Annotated in this window: 16 protein-coding genes; 2 read left to right on the top strand and 14 right to left on the bottom strand. The window is 59.8% G+C overall.

Annotated elements, in window-relative coordinates; genetic code table 11:
* Nucleotides 1-10: 10 nt before the first annotated feature.
* The 11 genes from ACR0MO_RS05720 to ACR0MO_RS05770 all read right to left on the bottom strand — a co-directional run bounded on the left by ACR0MO_RS05720 (nucleotide 11) and on the right by ACR0MO_RS05770 (nucleotide 9,019).
* A complete protein-coding gene (locus tag ACR0MO_RS05720) occupies nucleotides 11-1,111 on the bottom strand; it encodes an alpha-hydroxy acid oxidase (protein ID WP_480890087.1) in 1,101 nt (366 codons plus the stop codon).
* Entirely contained in the window at nucleotides 1,111-1,665 is a 555-nt protein-coding gene (comE, locus tag ACR0MO_RS05725; protein ID WP_170630348.1) for a sulfopyruvate decarboxylase subunit beta, read from the bottom strand. Before comE ends, ACR0MO_RS05720 begins: the two co-directional genes overlap by 1 nt.
* Nucleotides 1,662-2,168, bottom strand: a complete 507-nt coding sequence (comD, locus tag ACR0MO_RS05730) for a sulfopyruvate decarboxylase subunit alpha (protein WP_170451631.1) — start codon at nucleotides 2,166-2,168, stop codon at nucleotides 1,662-1,664. The genes comE and comD overlap by 4 nt, the downstream gene beginning before the upstream one ends.
* 49 nt (nucleotides 2,169-2,217) lie before the next feature.
* The gene (locus ACR0MO_RS05735) at nucleotides 2,218-2,628 is read right to left on the bottom strand and encodes a universal stress protein (protein WP_170517663.1); all 411 of its coding nucleotides are present in this window, start codon (nucleotides 2,626-2,628) and stop codon (nucleotides 2,218-2,220) included.
* A 23-nt stretch (nucleotides 2,629-2,651) separates the two neighbouring features.
* Entirely contained in the window at nucleotides 2,652-3,629 is a 978-nt protein-coding gene (locus ACR0MO_RS05740) for an alcohol dehydrogenase catalytic domain-containing protein (RefSeq protein WP_480882668.1), read from the bottom strand.
* A complete protein-coding gene (locus tag ACR0MO_RS05745; RefSeq protein ID WP_480882669.1) occupies nucleotides 3,626-4,387 on the bottom strand; it encodes an SDR family NAD(P)-dependent oxidoreductase in 762 nt (253 codons plus the stop codon). Before ACR0MO_RS05745 ends, ACR0MO_RS05740 begins: the two co-directional genes overlap by 4 nt.
* Nucleotides 4,380-5,687, bottom strand: coding sequence for a histidinol dehydrogenase (gene hisD, locus ACR0MO_RS05750; protein ID WP_480780395.1), 1,308 nt, complete (start codon nucleotides 5,685-5,687; stop codon nucleotides 4,380-4,382). Before hisD ends, ACR0MO_RS05745 begins: the two co-directional genes overlap by 8 nt.
* A 12-nt stretch (nucleotides 5,688-5,699) precedes the next feature.
* A complete protein-coding gene (locus ACR0MO_RS05755) occupies nucleotides 5,700-7,028 on the bottom strand; it encodes a TRAP transporter large permease (protein ID WP_170451642.1) in 1,329 nt (442 codons plus the stop codon).
* Between the two features lie 11 nt (nucleotides 7,029-7,039).
* Complete coding sequence (locus tag ACR0MO_RS05760; RefSeq protein WP_480882671.1) at nucleotides 7,040-7,552, bottom strand: TRAP transporter small permease; 513 nt, start codon at nucleotides 7,550-7,552, stop codon at nucleotides 7,040-7,042.
* A gap of 111 nt (nucleotides 7,553-7,663) precedes the next feature.
* Entirely contained in the window at nucleotides 7,664-8,809 is a 1,146-nt protein-coding gene (locus ACR0MO_RS05765) for a TRAP transporter substrate-binding protein (protein WP_170451646.1), read from the bottom strand.
* 24 nt (nucleotides 8,810-8,833) lie between these two features.
* Complete coding sequence (locus ACR0MO_RS05770) at nucleotides 8,834-9,019, bottom strand: hypothetical protein (RefSeq protein ID WP_170451648.1); 186 nt, start codon at nucleotides 9,017-9,019, stop codon at nucleotides 8,834-8,836.
* 135 nt (nucleotides 9,020-9,154) lie between these two features.
* Here ACR0MO_RS05770 and ACR0MO_RS05775 point away from each other — a divergent pair, with 135 nt between their 5' ends.
* Nucleotides 9,155-10,186 carry a LacI family DNA-binding transcriptional regulator gene (locus ACR0MO_RS05775; RefSeq protein ID WP_480625824.1) on the top strand — a complete coding sequence of 344 codons (1,032 nt, stop codon included), beginning with the start codon at nucleotides 9,155-9,157 and terminating at the stop codon, nucleotides 10,184-10,186.
* On the opposite strand, the gene ACR0MO_RS05780 is transcribed toward ACR0MO_RS05775, so the two are convergent.
* The 3 genes from ACR0MO_RS05780 to ACR0MO_RS05790 form a co-directional block, all read right to left on the bottom strand.
* Nucleotides 10,173-11,153 (bottom strand): sterol desaturase family protein, encoded by a 981-nt coding sequence (locus tag ACR0MO_RS05780; protein ID WP_480625823.1) that lies wholly within the window; start codon nucleotides 11,151-11,153, stop codon nucleotides 10,173-10,175. The two genes, ACR0MO_RS05775 and ACR0MO_RS05780, sit on opposite strands and share 14 nt — an antisense overlap.
* Nucleotides 11,154-11,234: 81 nt before the next feature.
* On the bottom strand, nucleotides 11,235-12,209 hold the full coding sequence (locus ACR0MO_RS05785; protein WP_170451653.1) for a LysR family transcriptional regulator: 975 nt from the start codon (nucleotides 12,207-12,209) through the stop codon (nucleotides 11,235-11,237).
* Between the two features lie 127 nt (nucleotides 12,210-12,336).
* The gene (locus ACR0MO_RS05790; RefSeq protein ID WP_170621553.1) at nucleotides 12,337-14,772 is read right to left on the bottom strand and encodes a GcvT family protein; all 2,436 of its coding nucleotides are present in this window, start codon (nucleotides 14,770-14,772) and stop codon (nucleotides 12,337-12,339) included.
* A 185-nt stretch (nucleotides 14,773-14,957) separates the two neighbouring features.
* On the opposite strand from ACR0MO_RS05790, the gene ACR0MO_RS05795 reads away from it, so the two are divergent.
* Nucleotides 14,958-16,478 carry a trimethylamine methyltransferase family protein gene (locus ACR0MO_RS05795; protein ID WP_480890093.1) on the top strand — a complete coding sequence of 507 codons (1,521 nt, stop codon included), beginning with the start codon at nucleotides 14,958-14,960 and terminating at the stop codon, nucleotides 16,476-16,478.
* Nucleotides 16,479-16,481: the final 3 nt, after the last annotated feature.

The raw sequence follows: 16,481 nt of genomic DNA on the forward strand, positions 1-16,481 counted from the left end.
ACATGGTGCCCTATTCGGCTGATCGCGCGACCCGTGTCGCCCCGATCTGAGCCATGGCGATGCTCATCTCATCGCTCAGCACCTGCCAAAGCTGGTTCAGCCCCGCCTCGCCTCCGGCGGCTATGGCGAATTGCAGAATGCGCCCGAAAAAGGTGAAATCAGCGCCGTTCCGGATTGCCTTCAGCGCATCTTCGCCGGATCGCAGCCCGCTGTCGTAGAACAACGGATAGTCTTCACCGACCGCCGCGCGGATGTCGGGCAGAACCGAGAACGGGGCCGGTGCGCTTTCCAATTGCCTGGCCCCATGGCTTGAGACCTGAATTGCGTCCACACCAGCTGTTTTCAAAGCAACTGCATCCTCGGCATCCAGAACGCCTTTGACGACCAGATGCCCCGGCCATTGATCCCTGAGCCTTGCCAGAGTGTCCCAATCGGCTTTGGCGCGGCTTTCGGTTCGGTCGAACGTGTAGCCCTCCATCAGGAAATTCGCCATCTGAGGCTTGCCATGCGCGAGGGTCGACAGGGACCAGCGCGGATGCAGGGCAAAGTCCAGAAACTGACGCGGGCCCAGCCGGAACGGCATACGGAACCCATGCCGCAATTCGCGCGGTCTGCGCCCGACCTCGGGCACGTCAACGGTCAGGACCAGTGTCTCGTAACCTGCCGCCTTGGCCCGATCCACTAGCTTGGCTGTCCCCGATCCATCGCCACTGAAATACAGCTGAAACCAGGCGTTGCCTTCGGACACGTCCAGCATCTCTTCCATGGGCGTTGAGGCCACAGTCGAGACCCCCAAAGGCACCGAATAACGCGCAGACAGCCGCGCCAGCATCAGGTCGGCTCCCGGACCGGACAGGTTACACATGCCCATGGGCGCAATGCCAAAGGGACGTTGCGCGGGTTTGCCGAAAACCGAGCTTCCGAGCGAACGGTCACTCACATCCCGCAGGATGCGCGGGCGCAGGGTCATCGCATCCATTGCGGCGCGGTTGCGCGCAGCCCCGACTTCGGACCCCGCAGCACCGTCGATATAGTCGAACACCATCCAAGGCAAACGCCGCCGCGCAAGGCGGCGGGCGTCTTCGGCGCAGTGAATGGCGCTTGCGCCCATCAGGCCTGTACGGCCTTCATGAAACGGTCGCGGATCACCACCGGATCCATGGTGATAACCGGCATCTTGGCGTTGCCGCTTTCGCATTTGGCGACGATGATGGTCATCTGCTTGGCATCCAGCGCCTCTTGCAGCACACGGCCCGTGTCTTCGGCGGCGCATTCAATCACGCGTTCACAGCCCGCGGCCTGTGCCATTTTCGTCAACGAGGTCTTCTGGCCTGCATAGGTCGGCTGATCCCCGGTCGACCCGTACGAGCCATTGTCGACAATCAGCAGGATATAGTTATCCGCCACGTTGTTGGCGATGGTCGGCAACGTGCCCAGATTGGTCAGGATCGAGCCATCCCCATCGATCACAATCACCGGTTTCGGTTGCGACAGCGCAAGCCCCAAACCGATGGACGAAGCCAGCCCCATCGTGCCCAGCATATAAAAGTTGGTCGGCTGATCGTCGATGGCGTGCAGTTCCTGACTGGGGATGCCGATATTGCAGACCACCAGTTGGTCACGCAGGATTGGGGCGATTTCTTTCAGAATCTCGGAACGGATCATTGGTCGCCATAGCCTCCCCAGAAATTGGCATCGGTCAGGATGGCGACCGGCTTGTTGCACATGAAGGTGTATTTCAGGATCATGTCGAGCTCTTCGACATCCGATTGTTTGTGGAAATGGTAGGTCGGGATGTTCATCTGCGCCAACAGCGCTTTGGTGTGCACAGCCATCTCGACCTGGCAGGCCACAGGCTCGCGCAGCTCTCCGCGATACGAGATCAGCATGGGCAGCGGCATCCGGTAATACTGGATCAGCGTCGCCAGCGTGTTGATCGTCACGCCGATGGCGGTGTTCTGCATGATGATGGCCGGGCGTTTGCCGCCCATCCAGGCACCGGCGCACAGGCCCATCCCCTCGTCTTCCTTGTTTGACGGGATGTGGAAGATGCCGTCGCGTTGGTCGATCTCTTCTATCACCCCGGCCAGTTGCTTGCAGGGGACGGTGGTCACGAACGAGATATCGTTCGCCACCAGATCGTCAGTGATCTTCTTGTCTATGTTCATGGTCCGGCTTTTGGTCCTGATTGGGGCGCGATAGGCGCGTTTGAGGAATTCAGCCCCCGCGATGCACATGCACGGCGCAGGGGGCATGGCGAACGACGCGCGACGCGGTCGATCCCAGGAAATAGTCGCTGAGGTCGGGCTTGTGAGAACCGATGACAATGCAATCCACATCGTTGCTGCCGGCATAGTCGATGATTGTCCGCGCGGTGTGGCCCTTCACGATCTCAGCGGTCACACCGTCCAGCCCTTCGACCTTTTTCAGCAACTCCAGACGGGCGCGCTGAAATCCTTCGGCGACCGCCGCCTTGTCGAGATATGCGCTGACCGAGCCCTGCGGCATCTCGTAGACATGCAGGGCGACGATCTCGGCCCCCTCTTCGGACAGCGCGCGGGCAACCTCGAGCGTGTGCTGCGAAATGCCGTGATCCAGCGCCATCGGGACAAGAACTTTCTTATACATATCAAACTCCTTTTCAGCCCGGTCTATTGCCACGGGTCCAGGATAATCTTTGGCGCGGCAACCGCGCCAGAGCGCAGATCGCGAAACGCCTGAGCGCCTTGGGACAAGGGTCGCGCTTCGGTCCAGTCCAGCTGGCCAAGACGGCCGTCGAAAATGGCCTGCGCCGTTTGGCGGAAATCTTCGGCGGTGTAGGTGTAGGTTCCGATGAACGTGACCTCTTGCAGGGTCATGCGGCGAATGTCCAAGCCACCCGTATCCTCACCCAAACCGACATGAGCTATAACGCCACCGGGTTCGGCGCAGGCCGAGGCGGTCGCACGGGTCGCTGCAAAGCCGACCGCGTCGATCACGATCGGATAGGTTCCTATGACGCCGTCGACAACGCGCAGGCCAAGCCTCAGCAGAAAGTCCCGCCGCCCCGGATTCGGTTCGGCCAGAGTGACCTCTTCGACGCCCATCGCGGTTAACGCCAGCGCAGCGGCCAGCCCAATTGCGCCGCCGCCCAGCACCAGGGCGCGCTTTTCGCTTGCCGGATGCAGCGCTGCGATGGCCAGCCGAACCGCATGCCAGCTAACCGCCAGAGGTTCGGCCAAAGCGGCCTTGCCTAGCGGCACATCCTCGGGCACCTCGACCAGATTGCGGTCTGGCATGGTGACATATTGCGCAAAAGCCCCTTCGCGCGGGGGCATCGAAATGATCTGGCGGTTTGGGCACAGGTTTTCCCGACCCGACCTGCAGGCGGGACAGCCCCCGCAGGTGACCAGAGGGTTGACCGTCACGCGCGCGCCATCGCGCTGACCGCCGACAATCACGCCTGCGGCTTCGTGGCCCAGGATCAACGGCGCGGGGCGTCGAGCGTCATGCCCCAGATAGGCATGCATGTCCGAGCCACAGATGCCAACCGCCTCAACCCGGATCAGATGCTCGCCAAATTCCGGCACGGCATCCGGCACCTCACGATGCACAACCTGTTCGACACCTTCATAGACAAGCGCTTTCATTTCGCTGTGAACCCCCCGTCCACCATGAGGATTTGCCCGGTGACATAATCCGAGGCCTTCGAGCACAGAAACAGGATCGGCCCGTCCATATCCTCCATCCGCCCATTGCGTTGGATGCAAGTCTGTGCGGCGTTTCGCGCGGCGCGCTCCGGGTCGTCGAACACGGCCTGCGTCAGTTCGGTCGGGAAGAACCCCGGCCCGATGGCGTTGGCGGTGATGCCGTGCGGCGACCATGCCTCGGCCATGGCGCGGGTCAACTGCCCGATCCCGGCCTTGGTCGCGCCATAGGCGATGCCACCCGGAAAGGCCCGTGTTGTTTGCAGCGAGGCAAAGTTCACGATCCGGCCCCAGCCTTTTTCCTTCATCGCGGGCACCATGGCCTGGCTGAGGAAAAACGGTGCGCTCAGGTTCAGGGCCAGAGTCGCATCCCATCCCTGCCCCGTCACATCATCCGCCGCCTCGCGCGTGTTCACCCCGGCGGCGTGGACGATGATGTCAGGCGGGCCGAAGGGGGAAGAGATTTCGGCGACCAAAGCCCCCATATTCCCTCGATCCGCAACATCGCCAGTTACTGCGGCAGCATTTGCCCCGATCTCATCGCATAGTTGAGACAACGCATCGGCCCGCCGCGCGACGCCGACCACCTTGGCCCCGGCCTGCGCCAGTACCAAAGCCACCCGTCGCCCCAGCCCCGAGCTTGCGCCGGTGACGCAGGCCACGCGCCCTGTCAGGTCAAAGAGCGAACGTGGGTCATCCATCTGCGGTCAGGTCGAATTGCTCATCCGGGAAATACTTGGCCAGCCGCACATCAGCGGCACGGGCGTGGCCTTCCATCCCTTCCAGACGTGAGATGCGCGCAGTTGCGACTGCGATAGGCTTGGACCCTTCGCGCGTTGCCCGCTGCCATGTCACGATCTTCATATACTTATGGACGCTGAGGCCCCCGGTATAGCTGGCCGCGCCCGAGGTGGGCAGAACGTGGTTGGTGCCGGTGGCCTTGTCGCCATAGGACACGGTGGTTTCCTCACCCAGAAACAGCGAACCATAGCAGGTCAAACGGTTCAGCCACCAATCCAGATCCTCGGCCTGGACGGTCAGGTGTTCAGGCGCATAGTCGTCGGAACATGCGGCCATTTCCTCGCGATCTGCACAGACGATCACCTCAGCATAGTCGCGCCACGCGGCGGATGCGTTTTCGCGGTTCAGTTCCGGCAGGTCTTCGATCAGCGCGGGCACAAGCTCCATCACCTTTTGCGCCAACGCACGATCATCGGTCACCAGCCAGACGGGCGAGTTATAGCCATGCTCGGCCTGACTGACCAAATCGGTCGCGACCACATGCGCATCTGCGCTGCTATCGGCAAGGATCAGGCTGTCCGTCGGTCCCGCGATCATGTCGATGCCGACCTTGCCATAGAGAATACGCTTTGCCTCGGCCACGAACTGATTGCCCGGCCCCACAAGGATATTCGCGCGTGGCAAGCCGAACAGACCATAGGTCATCGCGGCCACGCCCTGCACACCGCCCATTGCAAGAATACTGTCGGCCCCGCAGATATGCGCGGCATAGACAATCGCAGGGGCCACACCCTCACCCGGACGCGGAGGCGAACAGGCCGTGATGTGGCGGCACCCGGCTACCTTGGCGGTCGTCACCGTCATGATCGCGCTGGCGATGTGGCTGTAGCGCCCGCCGGGCACATAGCACCCTGCCGCATCCACGGGGATGGCTTTTTGCCCCGCGACAACGCCCGGCACGATCTCGGTCTGCACATCCGACACAGTGGCCTTTTGCGTTTCGGCAAAGCGGCGCACGTTGTCATGGGCAAAGCGGATATCGGCCTTCAGCTTCTCCGGCACCAGCGCGATGGCGGCGTCGATCTCGTCCTGAGTCATCAGAACGTTACCCTCGAACTTGTCGAACTTCGCGGCGTATTCCAGCGCCTTGGCATCGCCACCCACCTCGATATCGGACAGAATGGTCTTGACCGTATCGTGAACCTCGGACGCATGCGATTGCGCCGTCAGGGTTGCCTTTTTCAAATAGTCACGCGGCATATTCAGCAGATCCTATTGGTAGATTGCAGGAAGCAAAGTGGTTGAAACGGCTGGTACATAGGCGATCAGGATCACCACGATCAGCATGGTCAGTACAAAGGGCACAGCACGAGCGGCGATTTTCAGGATCGACTCTCCGGTAATGCCCGAAACGACGAACAGGTTCAGACCCAGCGGCGGGGTGATGAAACCCACGCCAAGCGCAGTAATCATCATGATGCAGAACTGAATCTCGTTCATGCCGATATTGTCTGCCAGCGGCTTCAGGATCGGCGCAAGGATCACGATGTTCGGTGTCGTCTCCATCACACAGCCTGCGGCGATCAGGATGCCGATCATCAGCAGGATCAGCAGGTAGGGATCGTCGGTCAGGTTGGTCACGGATGTCACAAAGCCCTGCGGCACACCCATGATCGCCAGCGCCTCGGCCAGTGGGGCCGAGAAGGCGATGATCGGCAGGATCACCCCGTTCACCTTGGCTGAGCTGACCAGCATCGATGGGAAATCAGCCAGCGTCAGCGTGCGTAGGATGAAGCCCATGATAATGGTGACGACAACTGCGGTCGCCCCTGCCTCGGTCGGCGTCAAACGGCCCGAGAAGATTCCGTAGAAGATGATGCCCGGCACGATGAAAGCATACCAGCCGGATTTCAGGGCCTTGCCCAGATTGGCCAGCCACTCACCCATCGTCATCATGCCGCCGCCTTCGTAGGCATACAGGCGGTTCATGATGATGTTGGTGATCAGGATGGAGACCAGAATGGCCAAGCCAGGGATCAGTGCCGCAAGGAACAGCGTCGAGGCCGAAATCCCCAGCACTAGGCCAATGATGATATAGGCAATCGATGGTGGGATCAGGATGCCGGTACAGGCCCCTGCTGCCACCAGCGCGCAGGCGTAAGGGCGCGGGTAGCCGCTTTCGACCAGACGGTTGATGGTCATCCGGCCTACGGCGGCGGCCCCCGCCGCGTCCGAGCCTGAAATCGCCGCGAACATGCCGCAGACCAGAACGGTGGCTGATCCGAAACCGCCCTTTGCGAAGCAAGTTAGTGCTTCGGCCACGTCCAGGAATTTTCGCGACAGACCGGTGCGAACCAGCACGTCTCCGGTCAGGATGAACAGCGGCACGGCGGTCAGGGCAAAGGCATCGATGCCGGTGAACAGGCTTTCGCCCACAAGGCTCAGCGGCAGGTCGCCGGACATGACCAGCATGACGATCGCGGCAGTGCCAATGGCGGCCCAGACGGGCACGGCCATGGCGATCAGGCCAACGAACAGAATGACAGGCAGGTAAAAATCCCAGCCAAGTTCAACGGTTTGATTGAGGGAATTCCAGAGCATTGCGGGTCTCCTCAGTCAAACAGCTTGTCGCCTTCGAAGACGGGGGTACCGTCGCGAAGGGATTTCAGATCGCGCATCAGGGATTGCATCAAGCGCCAGATCATCAGCGCAAAACCGGTCGGAACGGCCATCAGGAACCAGACCTTCGAGACCCGCAAACCATCCGTTACCGATCCGAATTTGGCCGAGACATGCACCGCCTCGTAGGACCAGTAGAGCGCGATAACCGCCACAACGAACATCACCAGATCACCGAAGATATACAGCAGTGCCTTGGGCCGCTGCGGCAGGTAATGCATGATCACATCGATGCGGATATGCGCGCGTTCTTTGACCGCGGCCGCGGCCCCGATCCAGGCGAGGTAGATAAAGGAATACCGGACGATCTCTTCGCCCCAGATCGAGGAATAGGCGAAAATCTCGCGCCGCAGAACCTCGATTGCCATGGTGATGACCAGCATCACGTAGAACACCAGCAGCAGCCAGCGCTCGGCATCCCGGTCTATTTTCTGAAGTACAGTCATGTCCGGTCCCAATTCTTGGCAGCACTTCAGAAGGCAGTCACGCTAACCGCTTCAATATGCTGCTTATTGTGGAGCAAACGGGCGCGCCGCAGCGCACCCGCCTAGATCGCTTTAGGCGTCGTGGACGTAGTATTTGCCCTGCGTACCGGCCGCTTCGACAAGCTTCTCGAAGTTGTCCATCGACCCGGCCAGCTCGGTCTTGAACGGATCCCAGTCGGCGTTCTGATAGCCGCCTGCGTCCTGCCATTCGGCCAGTTGATCGTCGCTGAGCGAGTGGAACTGCACGCCCGCCTTGTTCAACTCGGCCATGGCATAGGCGCGGGCCGAAGGCACCTTGGACAGGTTCTGGTGGCTCGTCATCTCTGAGCCCCACATGATGCCTTCCTGCACATCGGCGGGCATCGAGTTGAACCATTCCAGGTTACAGGAATAGACCTGACTGTCCGGCACCGCCTGGGTAAAGGTCACATGGCTGAGGATGTCCTTGAAGCCAAAGACAAACAGCGCGCCCACGGACGGGTCAAGCGCATCCGCTACGCCCTGCTTGATGGCCGAGGGGGTCTCACCCCATGCCACCGGCGTCGGGTTGGCACCGACCATGCGGTAATACTGTTGCAGCATTTTCGAGCCCGGCACGCGGAACTTGATACCACTCATATCGCCCGGGGTGAGAACGGCATCGCCGCCCTGACGGACCGCAACCACGCGCGGATCGATGACAACATAGAACAGCGCCTTGAAGCCCGCGGCCTCGACCTTGGGATGCACTTCGTTTTTCCAGGTGTCGGAATGCACTAGGTTGGTGAACCGCTGGTTCGAGCCACACAGATACGGCATGTTGATCAGGTCGACGGTCGAAGCAAACGGCGCAAAGTTCGACAGCGAGTGCTGCGCGGCCTGAATGGTTCCGCCCTGCACCTTCTGCACAAGCGAGCCACCTGCACCCAACTGACCACCCGGCGCCAGTTTCACGTAAACCTTACCATTGGTGGCGTTCTGGATGTTTTCTTTCAGGTCCAGCTGCATGATCGGATAGCTGCGCGACGCGCCCAGCACATAGGCCGTTGCGATGGTCATCACATGATCGGCTGCCTTTTCCCGCTCGCTTTCTTCCTTGGCGGTCTGCGCTGCGGCCTCGGACGACCAAAGCACCCCGCCTGCCCCTGCGACCAGCGCCGCCGTGAACGCCCCACTGGCGCTGAGTTTCAGAAAATTGCGACGTTCTGCGGACGCCAGCTCGTTCTTGTCGTTGTTCATAAATTGCCCTCCCAAGCAAAAAATTCAGCCGCCGTTTTCGGTGTCCCGGTCGGCCTCCTTTTTCAGAATTGCGACAACGAACAGGATCGACGCCGCGAACAGGACCAACATCTCTCCGACATCCCCAAGAAACGCTGCGTTCGAGAAAGCACCCAACGCAACATTCGCAAAGTAGATGACGAATACGACAATCGAGGCTGCAAGAAACATTTCCGGGACTCCCTATAGAATCGGTCCAATTCCATTTGTAAGCGCTTACATCACAAATGCAAGCGCTTACATTGATGCTTTTCCCTGCCCGCGGAACGGGGTAGAGTTAAGAGAAATCGAAACCTGAGTTTGAAGATGCCAAAACCCCATTCCGCGCCGACCCTGGATGACGTCGCCAAAAAGGCGGGTGTGTCCACGGCAACGGTGTCGCGATGCCTGAACAATCCGCAGCGTGTGGTCGAAGCGACCCGCGCCCGGGTGATGACGGCGGTTTCAGACCTTGGATATACGCCGAACTTCGCAGCGCGTGTCATGGCAGCCAAGCGTTCATTCACAATAGGCGCGATCATCCCAACCATGGAAAACGCGATCTTTGCCAGAGGGTTACAGGCCTTTCAGGAGGAAATTCACAGCCAGGGCTACACCCTGCTGGTCTCTAGTTCCGCCTATCAGCCAGAAGCCGAGGAAGAACAGATCCGCACCCTTGTCGCGCGCGGCGCGGACGGGCTGTTGCTGATCGGACATGACCGCGATCCGCGCATTTTCGACTATCTGGAAACGCAGAAAGTTCCGGTGGTCGTAGCCTGGTCATTTGCCCCGAACCAAAGCGCCCCGTCGGTCGGGTTTGACAACCGTCAGGCGATGCAGGCCCTGGCGGAACAGGTGATAAAACTGGGTCACACGCGCCTTGCCGCCATATCCGCTCTTACCAAAGGCAATGACCGGGCGCGGTTCAGAATCGAAGGGATACGGGATGCGATGCGGGCAAATGGCCTGCCCGAAACCTCTCTGTCGGTGGTCGAGACGACCTATGAAATCGAAAACGGCGCCGACGCCTTCGGGCGGCTGATGTCCCTGCCCCAGCGCCCGACCGCCGTGTTGTGCGGCAATGACGTGCTGGCCGTTGGTGCGGTGCGGCAAGCGCAGAAAATGGGTATCTCAATCCCGGATGAAGTTTCCATTACAGGGTTTGACGATATCGAGCTTGCGCGAATCATTACCCCATCGCTGACAACCGTGCACGTCCCCCACCGAGAGATGGGCCGCAAGGCCGCCGCCGAGCTTATTGATATGATCGAGACACGCTCGGCCGGGACTTCGCTGCGTCTGGACACCACCGTAATCACCCGCCAATCGCTGGGGCCAGCGCAAGCTACTTCCCCGTAATCGACTTGCGCCTGTCCTGCATCCGCTCGTTCGCCTCGACGGTGCCATCGTGGAACGAGCCGAACCATTTGTCCCACGGCATCTCGAGCGAGCCGTAGTTACATTCGAAATACCGGTGATGCATTTGATGGTGGAACGTGCCCAGCGCCAGCCGGTTTTTGTCTTTGATCACCAGCCCCTGAAACCCGGTATGCGTCGTGACCGCTGTCAGCGTGTAATATTGCAGGTGGAAGATAATATGCAGCGGATGCGCGCCGATGACGAAATGGATCAGGACGGACCCCAGATAAATCGCATGCTCTGCCGGGTGCATCGACAGGCCGGACCACGGCCCCACATTGACGTTCCTGTGATGGACAGAATGGATGTGTTTATACAGAAACGGAATGTGGATCAGCCGGTGGATCCAGTAGAAAAAAAAGCTCTCCCATAGTGGGATCAGCAGGAAGATAGCAACAAACCAGATCGGGTTTGCAGCCCAACTGACATACGGGACAAAGCCGTTTGCCATCGACCAGAACATCAGCACTTCGTAAGCGGTCCAGAAGAATACACCGGAACCGAGCGTCCAGAACACATTATCCCGCACCTGACCGCCCAGAGTGAACTGTTTACCCTTCAGCATCAGGGGCCGGGGGTCGTATTTCAGCCGATCGCCTTGGGCCGAATACCTATAAAACCACAGGTGCAGCAGCCCGGCGATGCAAAAGATCAGCACCAGATTGCGAACGTAGATTTGCGCGATCCAACCGAACTGCAACTGCGTCGTCTCTGCCAAGGATGGGCTGAGCCACAGGTAACAGGCGCAGGAAATCAGCAGGATAATCAGCTTTTCCGAGATCAGCAGCCAAGAGTCCCAGACCCAGCGCAGCATCCGAACCGGCCTGAGCGGCCAGGTGAAAAAGGGCGAGACCTGTATCGGAACCTCGGGCATGTGGTTCCAGCCTTTAAGCTTTGCGTCAGACATAAGCGCGATCCCGGTGCGATGACCCGATCAGTGTGGCACGAAGCGACGCCCTGCACCAAGAACTAGCTTGATACGCCCGCGCTAACCGTCGGCCCCGCTGGGCAAGGTTCTGAACTCGTTCTCCATCCAGCGGTGTTTTGCGCCGATGGGGTCGCAATAATTGGTTTGGATCAGTTTACCGAGAACACGGTGGATCAGCAGAGAGGTCGATCTTGGATACACATCCGTGGTGAACAGGGACACGGTGCGCACAAAGTTCCGGCCCGGGAAGGGCTGTGCATTAATGCTGTCATGAAACCGCCGCGCGCGCCGAAAACTGGCCGCCGTGGTCACCGCCCACCCGCTACCTTCGGCCACAAGCCCGACGATGGATTGATTGCATTCCAGCTCAAACCGGTTGGGCAGGTTGTACTTGCTGCGCGTCAACTGAATCTCGATCTGTTTCCCGATGGTATAATCGCGGGAATAGCGCAGGAAAGGCAGGTCCGAGTCGGGTTTCAGCACATCCTCAATCGACCCACCGAAGGATTTAGGCAGAATGACAATGAACGGATCCCGCAGCAGCGGGTATTCGACCAGCCCATCGGTCTTGCCCGGTGGCCGGGTCGCGACGCCTGCATCCAGCTTATGTTCCTGCAGTTTCGCGATGATTTCGTGGCTGGGGCGGGTGAAATGGCGGAAATTGCATCGCGGCAGGGTTTGGGCGAGATAGCGAAACAGCTCGGGCGCGACCTGATTGTCGAAATCGTCGATCAGCGCCAACCGCAGGGATGTGGCATGCAGCCAGTTGCCGGATCGGATTTCCGCCTCTCCCCGTTTCAACACGGTCAGACCTTCGCGTACGTATCGAGCGAACACCTCTCCGGCGGGGGTCAGGCTCATGGGGCGTCGGGTGTGGTCGACCAGATCAATCCCCAACGCGGTTTCCAGACTACGCAAATGGTTCGAGACAGTGCTGATCGATAACCCGGTTTCCGAAGCCGTCTGTTGGATGGACCCGGATTTGGCAATCAGCTGGAACACCTCCAGCCAGCGCAGGCTCAGCGATTTCGACATAGGCGCGCCTCCTCCCGCCCCTTTCTTTCGGTAAAATCGAAACAGAGAATCGTCGGATCGGCAATGTTCAATTCGGAGTTCGGCCACCGAATGCAGCACGGTTGGCCAAAAACCGGGCCGTTTTCGCCTAGCTGCGCATCCGCTCGAACTGTGGATCATAGGGGGACGGGGCGATGATCTTTGCCTCGGCCCGCGTTCCGCACATGTCGATGTCAAACGTGGTATCGACGCTGGCCAAGGGCGCATCGACGAAGGCATAGGCCAGGTTCAATCCCGTCCGATGCCCCCAATCGCCCGACGTCACCGTCCCGACCACACGGTCCCCTTGCATTACCGACGCGCCTCCATGCGCCGGGGCGTGGGTGGCGTTGACCGCGAGGGGCACAAGGCATCGCGACGGCCCCTTGGCGTGTCGCTGGGCCAATGCCTCCCGCCCGATGAATTCACCCTTGTGCGGTTTCACAAAACGGGCCAATCCCGTCTCATAGGGATCAAATTCGGTGATCAGGTCGGCTTTCCAGTGCAGAAATCCCTTCTCCATCCGCATCGAGTCAACCGCGCGCGCCCCGAACAGGCGCATGTCAAACGCGGCACCTGCCTGTTGCAAGGCAAGGTATGCGGCATAAAGCGAAGCGTTGGGCACGTGAATCTCATAGGCCAGTTCACCCGAGAAACTGATATTCATCACCATCGCGGGTGCGATGCCCACGAAACACTCTCGCACGCTAAGCCAGGGGAAGGCGTCCGCCGACCAATCGCCCCGCGCGCAGGCAGACAGAACCGCGCGCGCGTTCGGGCCCGCCAGCACAAGGATCGTCTGGTCATTGGTCAGGCTTTTCAGATGCACATCCTCGTCCGTGCGCAGATGTCGGATCAGCCAGTCCATATCATGAAACTCGCTAGCCGCCGCCGAGCCGTACCAGACCCGCGCAGGGCCGCGATCGCTGGCGGGCAGGTTCGCAACCGTCGCTTCGCCTTTGATCATTCCGTGATGGTTCAGCAGATAACCCAGCCCGACCCGCCCCTCGCGTTTCGTCACCGTGCCGCAGAACATGCGATCCAGAAAGGCATGGCGATCCGCGCCGGTGATCTCGATCCGGTTGAACCCGTTTACCTCGGCCAGTCCGACATTTGTCTGGATGTTCTGCACTTCTGCGGCGACAACGTCGAACGTTTCGTCAAAATCGAAGCCAAGCGTCGGCTCAAACTCAGAACTGGGTTTTATGTAATCGACACGTTCCCACCCATTCACCACCGTGAATTCGGCACCAGCCGCAGCCAGAACCGGGGTCAGAGGCGTGGTCTTAGCTGGACGACCGGCAGGACGGTGTTCATGCGGAAAATGAAACCTGAATTCGTTTTGATAGTCCTCAATCGCCTTCAGCGCCGTGAGTTCGACATTCGCGTGCCCGGTAAACCGGCGCGGATCGAGGCACCATGTGTCATAACACGCCTCACCATGCACGATCTGCTGGGCCAGCAGCCAACCGTGCCCACCACCCTCGCCCAACCCGGCGCGTAGCCCGATGATGCAGAACGCGTTGCGCTTGCCGGGTATCGGCCCGACTAAGGGCGCGCCGTCTATGGTGTAGGTGATCGGGCCATTGACGACCGTATGAATACCGACCTCCATCAAGGCGGGCATCCGCGCAAAGGCCCCTTCCAGAACGTCCGTCACCCGGTCCAGATCATTTGGGCACAGAGCATTGACGAAATTGGGGTCGATCCCGTCCATGCCCCAGGTTTTGCAATCCTGTTCGTAAAACCCCACCAGCAATCCGTTCTTTTCCTGACGGCAATAATAGTCGCTGATCGGACATCTGAGCAGCGGCATTCGGTGCCCGGCATCGCGAATGGCCGCGATCTCTTCGGTCAGGAAATACTGATGCTCCATCGAGGAAACCGGATGATGCACCCCTATCATCGCGCCAACCTCGTTCACACGATAGCCACAGGCATTCACGACGATATCGCAGTCGATATCACCATGTTCTGTCTTAACGGTCCAGGTGTCGTCGCTGTGCTGGATCAATCCGATCACGGGCGTGTTGCGATAAACCTCGGCCCCTGCTTTCCGGGCGCGTCGCGCCAAAGCCTGACACAGTTGCGCCGGGTCAATATCACCATCCAAAGGGTCCCATAGCCCGCCGATCAGGTTATCCGTGGAAATCAAAGGGTGCCTGCGGGCGCATTCCTCGGCATCGATCACCTCAAACTGCACATCCATCCCCCGCGCCATCGAGGCAAAATGGCGATAGCCCTGCATCTGCGCCTCGGTATTGGCCAGCCGAATGCCGCCATCACCGTGGTGGTAGTTGATCGGGTAATCGGGGTCTTCTGCCAGCTCTTTATACAGCCGGATCGAGTGGGATTTCAGCCCGACCATCGTCTGGTTCATGCCGAAATTCGTCACTTGCGCGGCCGAGTGCCATGTGGTGCCCGATGTCAGTTCGTTCCGTTCAACCAGAACCACATCACTCCACCCCTCTTGCGTCAGATGGTACAGGGTGGAACACCCGGCGATCCCCCCTCCGATCACAACGACCTTTGTGCGTGACTTCATCGCGCGCTCCTTCCTGCGTCGGTCAGATGGTGGGGACAAACAGGACTTCTCAGCAACGCGCCTTTTGTTGCTTTGAAAAAATCGAAACTGTGGTTTTAGATTTCGAAAGGCTGATTTCTGGTTTTGCGGGCCGCGATATGTGAGTTTTACGGTGGGACCAGACACGACGGAGGAGCGCCCCGCGCATGGCATCGGACGGAAACAGAAGAAGCGGTCGCAAGGCCCGTCATGCCCAACGCGCGGCCAAGCCCGAGGTTGATCCCTGCGCGCCCGGTCAGGTTGGTGGTTTCTACAAGCCGCTGACCGAGGGTGAGATTTCCCGGATCTTCGACACCGCGCTTCGTCTGCTGGAAACGCTTGGCATGGGCGAAGTCCCGGATCGTTTGCGCAAGGACCTGCTGGCAGCAGGCGCGTTGGAGGCTGAACATGACCGCGTTTTGTTCCCGCGCGCGATGGTCGAACGTGCAATCAACACGGCGGCAAAAACTTTCACCCTGCATGGGCGGGACGAGGCCCGCTCGATCCAAGTCGGTGGCGATCGGGTGTTTTTCGGAACCGGGGGGGCAGCGGTTCAGACGCTGGACCTTGAAAGCGGTGTTTATCGCCCTTCAACCCTTGCAGATTTGCATGATTTCACCCGGCTGCAGGACACGCTGGCCAATGTAAGTTGGTTCACCCGTTGCTGCGTCGCGACAGATGTACCCGATGTTTTGGATCTGGACGTGAACACCGCTTACGCGCTGGTCAAAAACACCACGAAACCCGTCGCGACATCGTTCACTCTGGCCGAGCATGTCGCACCTATTGTCTCGCTTTTGGACATTGCCGCAGGTGGCCCCGGCGCATTTTCCGAACGGCCGTTCCTGAAGGCGCATATCAGCCCCGTGATCTCTCCGCTGCGATACGGTGAAGATGCGGTGGACGTGGTTTATGAATGCATCCGGCACAACATCCCGATGTCCTGCATCACCGCCGCGCAGGCCGGGGCGACGGCTCCTGCGACGCTGGCCGGGTTTCTGGCGCAATCGCTGGCCGAGACACTGGCCAGTCTGGTGATGGTCAATACGATCCAGCCCGGCTTTCCCATGGTGTTTTCCAACTGGCCCTTCATCGTGGATCTGCGGACCGGGGCATTTGCGGGCGGCAGTGGCGAGACCGCCATCCTGAACGCGGCCTCGGCCCAGATCATCAACTGGCTGGGCCTGCCCTCGGGCGTTGCGGCCTCGATGACGGACGCCAAGGCCATTGACGCGCAATATGGGGTTGAGAAGGGCATGACCTCGCTGGCGGCGGCTTTGGCGGGCGGCAACCTGATCTATGAAAGCTCGGGCATGACCGCGTCGCTATTGGGTGCGAGTTTTGAAGCCTTTGTGCTGGACAACGAAATGCACTCTCACACATATCGCGCGCTAAGGGGGATCGAAGTGACCGAGGAAAATCTGGGCTTCGAGGCGATCTGCCAGTCGGTTCTGGGTGATGGTCACTTTCTCGGCAGCTCTCACACCTATGAAGCGATGGAGCGGGACTATTTCTACCCTGCCCTTGCAGATCGAACCGAGCCGCGCACGTGGCAAGAGGACGGTGCAAAGGACGCCTGGACCAACGCCCGCGAACAAGCCATCGAGACCTTGCAAACACATCACCCCACCTATCTGACGCCCGAGCAGGATGCAGAGATTCGCAAGCGGTTTCGTATTCTCTACTGACCG

It is taken from the genome of Ruegeria sp. K5 (assembly GCF_056531805.1).